Raw genomic sequence first — 12,324 nt, forward strand, 5'->3', positions numbered from 1 at the left:
ATGCAGGAGGCACGATGCCCAACAAGACACTGCTGCTGAGCGCCATCGCGCTCGCGATTACGACGGCCAGCGCCACCCTCTATTGGCGCCTGCAAGCGGATACCGAAGCAGTTGCTCCCGTTGCAGCGGCACCAGCCGCCAGTGCCCCCGCGTCCGCCCGCTCCGAACAGTCTGGCGAGCAACCACCGAAAGCAGAGACAGAGACCAAGCCAGCCGTGGATCCGACCCTGGTGGATGCCTACTCCAAACGCTTGGCGTTCGACAGCGAGTACCGGGGCTTCTTCGACAAGGCCTCCCAGTTGCCGGAGGCGGAACGGGAAGCGGAAGCCGAGCGGTTGCGCAAGGGGCTGGAGGAGCGCGAGGCGCGAGGCGAGCTGGCGGCGAGCGAATCGCTGATGCTGCAGATTGCGCTGATCCAGGCGACCGAGAGCGATCCGGAGGAGCAGAAGAGCCGTGCAAACGCCCTGCTCCGCCGCTACCAGGAGGCCAGCGAGGCCCGCGAGAAAGCACTGGCGCAGCAGCCTTCACCGCAGTTCCAGCGCTACAAGCAGGATGAGAAACGCATCGTCGAGGAAGTGATGGCGTTGGAGGCGATACCGGATGGCCTGTCTCGCAACGAGTACCTGCGCCAGCGGCTGCAGGAGGCCCGGGAGCAGGCCTATCGGTGAGGTGACCGGGGCGCGCAAGGCGCCCCGGCGGGTTCAGAGCAGTTTGTTGATGGCGTCGTAGATCAGGTTGTTGGGCTTGGCTCGGTCCGCCGAATCGCTGAGCTCGGAGGCGTCCAGCACCGGACCTTGGCCATTGAGCACGTTGTCGATGAAGTGGCTGAGTTCCAGACCCTGCTCCTGGATATCGCCGTTGGCGAAGTCGACGATGGTGGTGCAGTGGCTCTCGTTAAGGGCCCGGTACTGCGGGAAATAGCCCCCGAAGTTCGGCAGGTTGGCCAGGGTGTCGCGCAGGCGCGCGGTGTCCACCTGCCACTTGGCCTTGATCAGCGCCTCCTTGGTGGCCTTGTCCGGAGCATTGGCGATTTCCGGGTAGAACCGCTCATAGGAATAGGACGAGTAGTTCAGGTCCTGCCAGAAGTGCGTATGACCCAGGCGGTCCCCTGGGAAGTTGGCTGCCAGGGCCGGGTAGAGGCTGCCCAGGTTGGAGAGACTCACGCCCGGCAGGCGCGACTGCAGGAACTGCAGCGGCCCCTGGTCAAGCCCCCAGGCGCTGCGGATGAGGTTCTGCAGTGGCAGCGAGGGGTAGGTCTGGCTGTCGCCGCCCACGGCAGCGCTGAAAACCGGCCCGGAGTCGTCGATCAGGAAGCCGCGATCAGGCGCGAGGTCCTGGCGAAGCACCGAGTGACTGATCAGGCTGCCCGCACCGCCGGCACTGCAGCCGGTGGAAAGCATCTGGCCGGGGCGCTCCAGGTTGTCCTTCAGCCAGCCGAGTACTGCCCGACCGTTGCGCAAGCCGTTGTGGTGCCAGACCAGGGGAGGCTTCTTCCCGCTCGGATCGTCATAGACCGCCACCTTGTCGCCGGCATACAGGTCACCGGTGCAATAGGGGATGTAGACGATGTTCCAGCCCTGGGTCTTAACCCGGGAGTAAGGATGGAGGCGCACGACGAAGGGGCTGACCAGACTGGCTTGGGGGTTCGCCAGCTTCATGTAGTCATCCGGAATGCCATTGGGGTTGCGCGCGCCGCGGATGCCGGCCTGGCCGGAACAGCTGGCGTAGTCCCAGCAGGCGCCGCCGCCTTCCATGTAGATCAGGGTGTTGCTGGTGTTTGGCATCCGGTTGACGAAGAACTTGTAGGGCGAGCCGTCACCGCATACCGCTCCGGTCTCCGGTGCGAGCTGGACGGTCTGCCAGGCGAAGTAGGCCGTCGGCGTGAAGCCGGACCTGAAACCGGCCGGGTTGGCCAGCATCGGGTAGGGGCCAACGCGCTGCTCGGCCCGCACGGGGTTATCAGCCTTGGGCGGAGAGGTCAGGTTGAGAAGTGTCTTCCAGGCACCGTAGTCACCGAGTTCGGCGTGGGCTTGGAAGGTTGGCAACAGGCAGGACAACAAGATGATGCTGCAGCGCAGGCGCGTAGCGAGCCTCATGGGCAGTTCCCTCTTTTCTTGATGTTTTGATGAGACCACCAAGCCCGGAAAGGCCGAGGACATGGGGGTCCGATTGACCCCCTGAGTACCGCCGGGAAACAGGGGAAACGCTCTGAAAAAGCGCAGCTGGTACGCTAGTACAGCATCCGGAGTGCCTCAATAAGCCGCTGCCAGAATTATTCGGGATAGAAACCGCTACCTTTGTAGTAGTTGGCGCTAATGCACCGGTAACTTTTAGTCGCCTCTGTAGGATTAATTAGGTAGTGATTAAATATTCTCCAGTCAAACGAGAATGAATATCAACTACGGACCATCTAACTTGCCGCTGCGGCATAGCGACGCAATCCGACCAAGGCCTAACAAAAAACTGAAACCCGCGACCCACCTGGCTTTCATAGCAGTACAAGGTCCTTTTACTGCCCTCGGAGTTAATTTTTCGACCTGAAAAATTTACTTGTTCCCCCTTACGGGCATAAAATTGTTCGAATAGATTGCCGGGTGCTTCTGCTCCGGCATAACCCTAATAACACGAGTGAACGCCGTTCCTTGTAGAAGGAGTTCGGGCATGTCGGAAGCCACTGCCATCCTGTCCCATAACTGGGGTTTCGCTGTTTTCCTGCTGGGCGTCTTCGGCCTGATCGCATTCATGCTCGGCGTCTCAGCCCTCCTCGGTAGCCGCGCCTTCGGCCGCGCCAAGAACGACCCATTCGAATCCGGGATGCTCCCCACCGGCAGCGCCCGCCTCCGCCTCTCCGCCAAGTTCTATCTGGTCGCGATGCTCTTCGTGATCTTCGACGTCGAAGCCCTCTTTCTCTTCGCATGGGCCGTATCTGTTCGCGAAAGCGGATGGGCCGGGCTCATCGAAGCCACCATTTTCATAGCAATTCTGTTGGCAGGTCTTGCCTATCTCTGGCGCATCGGAGCCCTCGACTGGGCCCCCGAAGGTCGTCGTAATCGGCAGGCGAAGCTAAAACAATGAGGCTTTGGCAATGCAATACAAACTTACTCGGATCGATCCGACTGCTCCCAACGAGCAGTACCCGATCGGCGAGCGGGAGGTCGTCACTGACCCTCTGCTAGAAGATCAGGTCCACAAGAACATCTTCATGGGCAAGCTCGAGGATGTTCTGAGCAACGCGGTCAACTGGGGTCGCAAGAACTCCCTGTGGCCGTACAACTTCGGTCTGTCGTGCTGCTACGTGGAGATGACCACCGCCTTCACCGCGCCCCACGACATCGCCCGCTTCGGTGCCGAAGTCATTCGTGCATCACCCCGCCAGGCTGACTTCATGGTCATCGCCGGCACCTGCTTCATTAAGATGGCGCCGATCATCCAGCGCCTCTACGAGCAGATGCTGGAGCCCAAGTGGGTGATCTCGATGGGCTCGTGCGCCAATTCCGGTGGCATGTACGACATCTACTCGGTGGTCCAGGGCGTGGACAAATTCCTCCCCGTGGACGTGTACATCCCTGGCTGCCCTCCCCGCCCGGAGGCATTCCTGCAAGGCCTCATGCTGCTGCAGGAATCCATCGGCCAGGAGCGCCGCCCGCTTTCCTGGGTCGTCGGCGACCAAGGCATCTACCGTGCCGAAATGCCGTCGCAGAAGGAACAGCGCCGCGAACAGCGTATTCAGGTCACCAACCTGCGCAGCCCCGACGAAGTCTGATACGGGTCTTTCCACGAGAAGGCCCGTTTCACTCTGTACGTTGACCGAAAGCGACCGAGACCATGACTGCAGACACCGTTCTGTCTATTCCGCCTTACAAGGCTGACGACCAAGATGTCGTCGTTGAGCTGAACTCCCGCTTCGGCGCCGAGAGCTTCACCATCCAGGCAACCCGCACCGGCATGCCGGTGATCTGGGTCCCCCGCGAAAAACTCGTCGAAGTACTGACCTTCCTGCGCAACGCCCCCCGCCCCTTCGTCATGCTGTACGACCTGCATGGCGTCGACGAGCGTCTGCGCACCCAGCGCCGCGGCCTGCCGGGCGCCGACTTCACGGTGTTCTACCACCTGATCTCGCTGGAACGTAATAGTGACGTGATGATCAAGGTCGCCTTGTCCGAGGGCGACCTCAACCTGCCCAGCGTCACCAGGATCTGGCCCAACGCCAACTGGTACGAACGCGAGGTCTGGGACCTCTACGGCATCACCTTCACCGGGCACCCGCACCTGACCCGCATCATGATGCCGCCGACCTGGCAGGGTCACCCGCTGCGCAAGGACTACCCGGCGCGCGCCACCGAATTCGACCCCTTCAGCCTCACGCTGGCCAAGCAGCAGCTCGAGGAAGAAGCCGCCCGCTTCAACCCCGAGGACTGGGGCATGAAGCGCCAGGGCGAGAACGAGGACTACATGTTCCTCAATCTCGGCCCCAACCACCCCTCCGCCCACGGTGCCTTCCGCATCGTGCTGCAGCTGGACGGTGAAGAGATCGTCGACTGCGTCCCGGACATCGGCTACCACCACCGTGGCGCCGAGAAGATGGCCGAGCGCCAGTCCTGGCACAGCTTCATCCCCTACACCGACCGCATTGACTACCTCGGCGGGGTGATGAACAACCTGCCGTACGTACTGGCCGTCGAGAAGCTCGCCGGCATTCAGGTACCGCAGAAAGTCGACACCATCCGCATCATGCTGGCGGAGTTCTTCCGCATCACCAGCCACCTGCTGTTCCTGGGCACCTACATCCAGGACGTGGGAGCCATGACCCCGGTGTTCTTCACCTTCACCGACCGTCAACGCGCCTACAAGGTCATCGAAGCCATCACCGGCTTCCGCCTGCACCCGGCCTGGTACCGCATCGGCGGTGTCGCCCATGACCTGCCGCGCGGCTGGGACAAGCTGGTCAAGGAATTCGTCGACTGGCTGCCCAAGCGCCTGGACGAGTACACCAAGGCCGCGCTGCAGAACAGCATCCTCAAAGGCCGCACCATCGGTGTTGCGCAGTACAACACTAAGGAAGCCCTGGAATGGGGCACCACCGGTGCCGGCCTGCGTGCCACCGGCTGTGACTTCGACCTGCGCAAGGCCCGCCCCTATTCCGGCTACGAGAACTTCGAGTTCGAAGTCCCGCTGGCCCACAACGGCGACGCCTACGACCGCTGCATGGTCCGCGTGGAAGAGATGCGCCAGAGCATCCGCATCATCGACCAGTGCCTGAAGAACATGCCGGAAGGCCCGTACAAGGCCGACCACCCGCTGACCACGCCGCCGCCGAAAGAGCGCACGCTGCAGCACATCGAAACCCTGATCACCCACTTCCTGCAGGTTTCCTGGGGTCCGGTCATGCCGGCCAACGAAGCCTTCCAGATGATCGAGGCGACCAAGGGCATCAACAGCTACTACCTGACGAGCGATGGCAGCACCATGAGCTACCGCACCCGGATCCGGACGCCCAGCTTCGCCCACCTGCAGCAGATCCCCTCGGTGATCCGCGGCAGCATGGTGGCCGACCTGATCGCCTACCTGGGCAGTATCGACTTCGTTATGGCTGACGTGGACCGCTGACATGAGCATTATCCAGACCGACCGTTTCGTCCTCAGCGAAACCGAACGCTCGGCCATCGAGCACGAGATGCACCACTACGAGGACCCGCGCGCGGCGTCCATCGAAGCCCTCAAGATCGTCCAGAAGGAGCGCGGCTGGGTGCCGGACGGCGCTGCCGACGCCATCGGCGAGATCCTCGGCATCCCTGCCAGCGACGTCGAAGGCGTTGCCACCTTCTACAGCCAGATCTTCCGCCAGCCGGTCGGCCGCCACGTGATCCGTGTGTGCGACAGCATGACCTGCTTCATCGGTGGCCATGAATCCGTGCTGGGCCGTATCCAGGAACAGCTCGGCATCGGCCTTGGCCAGACCACCGCCGACAACCGCTTCACCCTGCTGCCGGTGTGCTGCCTCGGCAACTGCGACAAGGCACCGGCCCTGATGATCGATGACGACACCTACGGCAACGTCAGCGCCGACGGCGTCTCGCAACTGCTGGAGGCCTATCAATGAAGACCCTCACCTCCATCGGTCCGTCGAACCGCATCCAGCGCAGCGCGGAAACCCACCCGCTGACCTGGCGCCTGCGTGACGACGCCCAGCCCGTCTGGCTGGAGGAATACCAGCAGAAGAACGGCTATGCCGCCGCGCGCAAGGCACTGGGCGAGATGGCCCAGGCCGACATCGTCCAGCAGGTCAAGGACTCCGGTCTCAAGGGCCGTGGCGGCGCAGGCTTCCCCACCGGCGTGAAGTGGGGCCTGATGCCCGCCGATGAATCCATGAACATCCGCTACCTGCTGTGCAACGCGGATGAAATGGAGCCCAACACCTGGAAGGACCGCCTGCTGATGGAGCAACTGCCCCACCTGCTGGTGGAAGGCATGCTGATCAGCGCCCGCGCGCTCAAGGCCTACCGTGGCTACATCTTCCTGCGTGGCGAATACGTCGACGCGGCGCGCAACCTCAACCGCGCCATCGACGAAGCCAAGGCCGCCGGCCTGCTGGGTAAGAACATCCTCGGGTCGGGCTTCGACTTCGAGCTGTTCGTCCACACGGGTGCCGGCCGCTACATCTGCGGTGAAGAAACCGCGCTGATCAACTCCCTCGAAGGGCGCCGCGCCAACCCGCGTGCCAAGCCGCCCTTCCCCGCCGCCGTCGGCGTCTGGGGCAAGCCCACCTGCGTCAACAACGTCGAGACCCTGTGCAACGTCCCGGCGATCGTTGCCAACGGCGTGGACTGGTACAAATCCCTCGCCCGTCCGGGCAGCGAAGACATGGGCACCAAGCTCATGGGCTTCTCCGGCAAGGTGAAGAACCCCGGCCTCTGGGAGCTGCCCTTCGGCGTCAGCGCCCGCGAGCTGTTCGAGGACTACGCTGGCGGCATGCGCGACGGCTTCAAGCTGAAAGCCTGGCAGCCCGGCGGTGCCGGCACCGGTTTCCTGCTGCCCGAGCACCTGGATGCCTCCATGTACGCCGCCGGCATCGCCAAGGTCGGCACCCGCATGGGCACCGGCCTGGCACTCGCCGTGGACGACAGCATCAACATGGTCTCGCTGCTGCGCAACATGGAAGAGTTCTTCGCCCGCGAGTCCTGCGGCTGGTGCACCCCTTGCCGGGATGGCCTGCCCTGGAGCGTCAAGGTCCTGCGCGCCCTCGAGCGTGGCGAAGGACAGGCCGGCGACCTCGAGACCCTCGAGGGCCTGGTGAACTTCCTCGGCCCAGGCAAGACCTTCTGCGCCCACGCACCGGGTGCCGTCGAGCCACTGGGTAGCGCACTGAAGTATTTCCGTCCGGAGTTCGAGGCAGGTATTGCCCGCAACGCACCGGCGAACCGACCCGAAGTGGTCGGCGCATAAGAGCCAGTTCCGACGGTTGGCGGCCGCCACAAGCGGCCCCGATCGCAACCAGATTCCATTAGCCAAGCCCGGTAACGGGCAGATGAAGACTGAACCATGGCCACTATCCACGTAGACGGCAAGACGCTCGAAGTCGATGGTGCAGACAACCTCCTGCAGGCCTGTCTGTCACTCGGACTCGACATCCCCTACTTCTGCTGGCACCCGGCGCTCGGTAGCGTCGGCGCCTGCCGCCAGTGCGCGGTCAAGCAGTACACCGACGAGAACGACAAACGCGGTCGCCTCGTCATGTCCTGCATGACCCCTGCCACTGACAACACCTGGATCTCCATCGAAGACGAAGAGGCGAAGCAGTTCCGCGCCAGCGTCGTCGAATGGCTGATGACCAACCACCCGCACGACTGCCCCGTGTGCGAGGAAGGCGGTCACTGCCACCTGCAGGACATGACGGTGATGACCGGCCACAACGCCCGTCGCTACCGCTTCACCAAGCGCACCCACCAGAACCAGGAACTCGGCCCGTTCATCGCCCATGAGATGAACCGCTGCATCGCCTGCTACCGCTGCGTGCGCTACTACAAGGACTACGCCGGCGGCACCGACCTGGGCGTCTACGGCGCCCACGACAACGTCTACTTCGGCCGCGTCGAGAACGGCACGCTGGAGAGCGAATTCTCCGGCAACCTCGTCGAGGTCTGCCCCACGGGCGTGTTCACCGACAAGACCCACTCCGAGCGCTACAACCGCAAGTGGGACATGCAGTTCGCCCCGAGCATCTGCCACGGCTGCTCCAGCGGCTGCAACATCAGCCCCGGTGAGCGCTACGGCGAGATCCGCCGCATCGAGAACCGCTTCAACGGCTCGGTGAACCACTACTTCCTCTGCGACCGCGGCCGCTTCGGCTACGGCTACGTCAACCGCGAAGACCGTCCTCGCCAGCCGCTGCTGGCAGGTGCTCCGCTGAGCATCGACGCAGCGCTGGACAAGGCTGCCGAACTGCTCAAGGGCAAGCGCGTCATCGGCATCGGTTCGCCCCGTGCCAGCCTGGAAAGCAACTTCGCCCTGCGTGAGCTGGTGGGCGAGGCCAACTACTACTCCGGCATCGCCGCCGGTGAGCTGGCCAACATCCGCCTGATCCGCGACGTGCTGCAGAACGGCCCGCTGCCGGTGCCGACCCTGCGCGAGATCGAAGACCACGACGCCGTCTTCGTCCTCGGTGAAGACCTCACCCAGACCGCTGCACGCGTGGCACTGGCCCTGCGCCAGGCAGTGAAGGGCAAGGCCACCGAAATCGCCGCCTCGATGAAGATTCAGGACTGGCACATGGCGGCCGTGCAAAACGTCGCCCAGCACGCCCTCAACCCGCTGTTCATCGCCAGCGTCACCGAGACCCGCCTCGACGACGTCGCCACCGAAAGCGTGCATGCTGCCCCGGCTGACCTGGCCCGTATCGGCTTCGCCGTGGCCCACGCCATCGACCCGAGCGCACCCGCCGTGGACGGGCTGGAGGCCGAGGCCCGCGAGCTGGTCCAGCGCATTGCCGATGCCCTGCTGGCCGCCAAGCGCCCGCTGATCGTCTCCGGTGCTTCCCTGGGCGAAAAAGCCCTCATCGAAGCCGCCGCGAACATCGCCAGCGCCCTTAAGAACCGCGAGAAGAATGGCTCCATCAGCCTGGTGGTACCGGAAGCCAACAGCATGGGCCTGGCCCTGCTCCTGGGTGAAGAGCTCGGTGGGAAATCCGTGGACGCCGCCCTGGAAGCCCTCACCTCCGGCCAGGCCGACGCGGTCGTCATCCTCGAGAACGACCTCTACCGCCGTGCCGACACCGCCAAGGTGAATGCTGCCCTGGCCGCGGCCAAGGCCGTGATCGTCGCCGATCACCAGCAGACCGCCACCACCGAGCGCGCCCACCTCGTGCTGCCGGCCGCCTCCTTTGCCGAAGGCGACGGCACGCTGGTCAGCCAGGAAGGTCGTGCCCAGCGCTTCTTCCAGGTGTTCGAGCCGAGCTACTACGACGCCAACATCCTCGTTCGCGAGGGCTGGCGCTGGCTGCACGCCCTGCACAGCACCCTGCAAGGCAAGCCGGTCGACTGGACCCAGCTGGACCAGGTCACCAGCGCCTGCGCCGAGACCTCCCCGCTGCTCGCCGGCATCCGCGATGCCGCCCCGAGCGCCTCGTTCCGCATCAAGGGCCTCAAGCTCGCACGTGAACCGCACCGTTACAGCGGTCGTACCGCCATGCGCGCCAACATCAGCGTGCACGAGCCCCGCCAACCCCAGGACCAGGACTCCCCGTTCGCCTTCTCCATGGAAGGCTACGCCGGCAGCGCCGAGCCCCGTCAGCAGATCCCGTTCGCCTGGTCCCCGGGCTGGAACTCGCCCCAGGCCTGGAACAAGTTCCAGGACGAAGTGGGCGGCCACCTGCGTGCCGGCGATCCGGGCGTACGCCTGATCGAAGCCAAGGGCAATGCCCTGCCCTGGTTCGCCGTCACCGCGCCGTTCAACCCGGCGCAGGGCACCTGGCAGGTCGTCCCGCTGCACCACCTGTTCGGCAGCGAGGAGAACTCCTCCCGCGCCGCGCCGATCCAGGCACGCATTCCCGAGGCCTACGTGGCCCTGGCCAAGGATGAGGCGGACCGCCTCGGCGTGAACGATGGTGCGCAACTGACCGTACGGGTCAACGGCCAGGCCCTGCGCCTGCCGCTGCAAGTACGCGAAGAGCTGGCCGTCGGTCTGGTGGGCCTGCCCGCCGGCCTGCCGGGCATGCCGGCCGCGCTGGCTGGTGCCACCGTCACCCTGCTGCAGGAGGCCGCGCAATGAGCTGGCTCACTCCCGAGCTGATCGACATCGTCATCGCGGTGGTCAAGGCCGTGGTGATCCTGCTTGCCGTGGTCATCTGCGGCGCCCTGCTCAGCTTCATCGAGCGGCGCCTGCTGGGCTGGTGGCAGGACCGCTACGGTCCCAACCGCGTCGGCCCGTTCGGCATGTTCCAGATCGCCGCCGACATGCTGAAGATGTTCTTCAAGGAAGACTGGACCCCGCCGTTCGCCGACAAGATGATCTTCACCCTCGCTCCGGTGATCGCTATGAGCGCCCTGCTCATCGCCTTCGCCGTGGTGCCGATCACTCCCACCTGGGGCGTCGCCGACCTGAACATCGGCATCCTGTTCTTCTTCGCCATGGCTGGGATCACCGTCTACGCGGTGCTCTTCGCCGGCTGGTCGAGCAACAACAAGTTCGCCCTGCTCGGCAGCCTGCGCGCCTCGGCCCAGACCGTCTCCTACGAGGTGTTCCTGGCGCTGTCGCTGATGGGCATCGTCGCCCAGGTCGGCTCGTTCAACCTGCGCGACATCGTCGAATACCAGGCCCAGCACCTGTGGTTCATCATTCCGCAGTTCTTCGGCTTCTGTACCTTCTTCATCGCCGGCGTCGCCGTGACCCACCGTCACCCCTTCGACCAGCCGGAAGCGGAGCAGGAACTGGCCGACGGCTACCACATTGAGTATGCCGGCATGAAATGGGGCATGTTCTTCGTCGGCGAGTACATCGGCATCGTGCTGGTGTCCGCGCTGCTGGTGACCCTGTTCTTCGGCGGCTGGCACGGTCCGTTCGGCATCCTGCCGCAGATCCCGTTCATCTGGTTCGCCCTGAAGACCGCCTTCTTCATCATGCTGTTCATCCTGCTCCGCGCGTCGATCCCGCGTCCGCGCTATGACCAGGTGATGGCCTTCAGCTGGAAGTTCTGCCTCCCGCTGACCCTGATCAACCTGCTGGTGACCGGCGCCGTCGTGCTCGCGGCCCAGTAAGGAGAAGCCCATGATCAAGTACATCTATGACGTGGTAGCCGGCACCTTCACCCAGCTTCGCAGCCTGGTGATGGTGTTCTCCCACGGCTTCCGCAAGCGTGACACCCTGCAATACCCCGAAGAGCCCGTGTACCTGCCGCCGCGCTACCGTGGCCGCATCGTGCTGACCCGCGACCCCGACGGCGAAGAGCGCTGCGTGGCCTGCAACCTGTGCGCCGTGGCCTGCCCGGTCGGCTGCATCTCGCTGCAGAAGGCCGAGACCGAAGACGGCCGCTGGTACCCCGAGTTCTTCCGCATCAACTTCTCCCGCTGCATCTTCTGCGGCCTGTGCGAAGAAGCCTGCCCCACCACCGCGATCCAGCTGACGCCGGATTTCGAAATGGGCGAGTACAAGCGCCAGGACCTGGTCTACGAGAAGGAAGACCTGCTGATCTCCGGCCCCGGCAAGAATCCGGACTACAACTTCTATCGCGTGGCAGGCATGGCCATTGCCGGCAAACCGAAAGGTGCCGCGCAGAACGAGGCCGAACCGATCAACGTGAAGAGCCTGCTGCCCTAAGGAGACGTTGCGTGGAATTCGCTTTCTATTTCGCTGCCGGCGTCGCCGTGGTGTCTACCCTGCGGGTGATCACCAACACCAATCCGGTGCATGCCCTGCTCTACCTCATCGTCTCGCTGCTGTCGGTGTCGATGTGCTTCTTCGCCCTGGGTGCGCCCTTCGCCGGCGCCCTGGAGATCATCGTCTACGCGGGCGCCATCATGGTGCTGTTCGTCTTCGTGGTGATGATGCTCAACCTCGGCCCGGCCGTGGTGGAGCAGGAGCGCAAGTGGCTCACGCCCGGGATCTGGGTCAGCCCTGCCGCCCTCTCCTTCGCCCTGCTGGCCGAGCTGCTGTACGTGCTGTTCAGCCAGCAGAGCGGCGCAGCCATCGGCCACACCACCGTGGACGCGAAGGCCGTCGGCATCAGCCTGTTCGGCCCCTACCTGCTGGCCGTGGAGCTCGCCTCCATGCTGCTGCTGGCGGCACTGGTCGCGGCCTACCACCTCGGCCGCCACGAAGCGAAGGAGTAATGCC

General features: G+C 64.3%; 11 protein-coding genes. 10 read left to right on the forward strand and 1 reads right to left on the reverse strand.

Annotated elements, in window-relative coordinates; all coding sequences use genetic code 11:
• Positions 1–14: 14 nt before the first annotated feature.
• Complete coding sequence (locus FBY21_RS08835) at positions 15–668, forward strand: hypothetical protein (RefSeq protein ID WP_142010402.1); 654 nt, start codon at positions 15–17, stop codon at positions 666–668.
• A 33-nt stretch (positions 669–701) separates the two neighbouring features.
• Here FBY21_RS08835 and FBY21_RS08840 read toward each other — a convergent pair whose 3' ends face one another.
• Positions 702–2,096: a pectin acetylesterase-family hydrolase gene (locus tag FBY21_RS08840; protein ID WP_142010406.1), complete on the reverse strand. Its 1,395-nt coding sequence runs from the start codon at positions 2,094–2,096 to the stop codon at positions 702–704.
• A gap of 565 nt (positions 2,097–2,661) precedes the next feature.
• On the opposite strand from FBY21_RS08840, the gene FBY21_RS08845 reads away from it, so the two are divergent.
• From FBY21_RS08845 to nuoJ, 9 genes are all read left to right on the forward strand, one after another.
• Positions 2,662–3,075, forward strand: a complete 414-nt coding sequence (locus tag FBY21_RS08845) for an NADH-quinone oxidoreductase subunit A (protein WP_044405810.1) — start codon at positions 2,662–2,664, stop codon at positions 3,073–3,075.
• 10 nt (positions 3,076–3,085) lie between these two features.
• Positions 3,086–3,763: a NuoB/complex I 20 kDa subunit family protein gene (locus FBY21_RS08850; RefSeq protein ID WP_044405811.1), complete on the forward strand. Its 678-nt coding sequence runs from the start codon at positions 3,086–3,088 to the stop codon at positions 3,761–3,763.
• A gap of 62 nt (positions 3,764–3,825) precedes the next feature.
• Positions 3,826–5,607, forward strand: a complete 1,782-nt coding sequence (gene nuoC / locus FBY21_RS08855; RefSeq protein WP_044405812.1) for an NADH-quinone oxidoreductase subunit C/D — start codon at positions 3,826–3,828, stop codon at positions 5,605–5,607.
• Position 5,608: 1 nt separating this feature from the next.
• Positions 5,609–6,100 (forward strand): NADH-quinone oxidoreductase subunit NuoE, encoded by a 492-nt coding sequence (gene nuoE, locus FBY21_RS08860; RefSeq protein ID WP_044405814.1) that lies wholly within the window; start codon positions 5,609–5,611, stop codon positions 6,098–6,100.
• Complete coding sequence (gene nuoF, locus FBY21_RS08865; protein ID WP_044405816.1) at positions 6,097–7,443, forward strand: NADH-quinone oxidoreductase subunit NuoF; 1,347 nt, start codon at positions 6,097–6,099, stop codon at positions 7,441–7,443. The genes nuoE and nuoF overlap by 4 nt, the downstream gene beginning before the upstream one ends.
• Positions 7,444–7,539: 96 nt before the next feature.
• Positions 7,540–10,263, forward strand: coding sequence for an NADH-quinone oxidoreductase subunit NuoG (nuoG, locus tag FBY21_RS08870; RefSeq protein WP_142010408.1), 2,724 nt, complete (start codon positions 7,540–7,542; stop codon positions 10,261–10,263).
• A complete protein-coding gene (gene nuoH, locus FBY21_RS08875) occupies positions 10,260–11,249 on the forward strand; it encodes an NADH-quinone oxidoreductase subunit NuoH (protein ID WP_044405820.1) in 990 nt (329 codons plus the stop codon). The genes nuoG and nuoH overlap by 4 nt, the downstream gene beginning before the upstream one ends.
• 10 nt (positions 11,250–11,259) lie before the next feature.
• Positions 11,260–11,808, forward strand: coding sequence for an NADH-quinone oxidoreductase subunit NuoI (nuoI, locus tag FBY21_RS08880; protein WP_044405822.1), 549 nt, complete (start codon positions 11,260–11,262; stop codon positions 11,806–11,808).
• An 11-nt stretch (positions 11,809–11,819) separates the two neighbouring features.
• A complete protein-coding gene (nuoJ, locus tag FBY21_RS08885; protein WP_044405824.1) occupies positions 11,820–12,320 on the forward strand; it encodes an NADH-quinone oxidoreductase subunit J in 501 nt (166 codons plus the stop codon).
• Positions 12,321–12,324 lie beyond the last annotated feature (4 nt).

This window comes from Pseudomonas sp. SLBN-26 (assembly GCF_006715895.1).
Classification (GTDB): Bacteria; Pseudomonadota; Gammaproteobacteria; order Pseudomonadales; family Pseudomonadaceae; genus Metapseudomonas; species Metapseudomonas otitidis.

Excerpts from the sequence above, each read along its gene's own strand:
- FBY21_RS08835 (WP_142010402.1), top strand. The coding sequence starts at position 15 with ATGCCCAACAAGACACTGCTGCTGAGCGCCATCGCGCTCGCGATTACG.
- FBY21_RS08845 (WP_044405810.1), top strand. The coding sequence starts at position 2,662 with ATGTCGGAAGCCACTGCCATCCTGTCCCATAACTGGGGTTTCGCTGTT.
- nuoF (WP_044405816.1), top strand. The coding sequence starts at position 6,097 with ATGAAGACCCTCACCTCCATCGGTCCGTCGAACCGCATCCAGCGCAGC.
- nuoH (WP_044405820.1), top strand. The coding sequence starts at position 10,260 with ATGAGCTGGCTCACTCCCGAGCTGATCGACATCGTCATCGCGGTGGTC.
- nuoI (WP_044405822.1), top strand. The coding sequence starts at position 11,260 with ATGATCAAGTACATCTATGACGTGGTAGCCGGCACCTTCACCCAGCTT.
- FBY21_RS08840 (WP_142010406.1), bottom strand. The coding sequence starts at position 2,096 with ATGAGGCTCGCTACGCGCCTGCGCTGCAGCATCATCTTGTTGTCCTGC.
- FBY21_RS08850 (WP_044405811.1), top strand. The coding sequence starts at position 3,086 with ATGCAATACAAACTTACTCGGATCGATCCGACTGCTCCCAACGAGCAG.
- nuoC (WP_044405812.1), top strand. The coding sequence starts at position 3,826 with ATGACTGCAGACACCGTTCTGTCTATTCCGCCTTACAAGGCTGACGAC.
- nuoG (WP_142010408.1), top strand. The coding sequence starts at position 7,540 with ATGGCCACTATCCACGTAGACGGCAAGACGCTCGAAGTCGATGGTGCA.
- nuoE (WP_044405814.1), top strand. The coding sequence starts at position 5,609 with ATGAGCATTATCCAGACCGACCGTTTCGTCCTCAGCGAAACCGAACGC.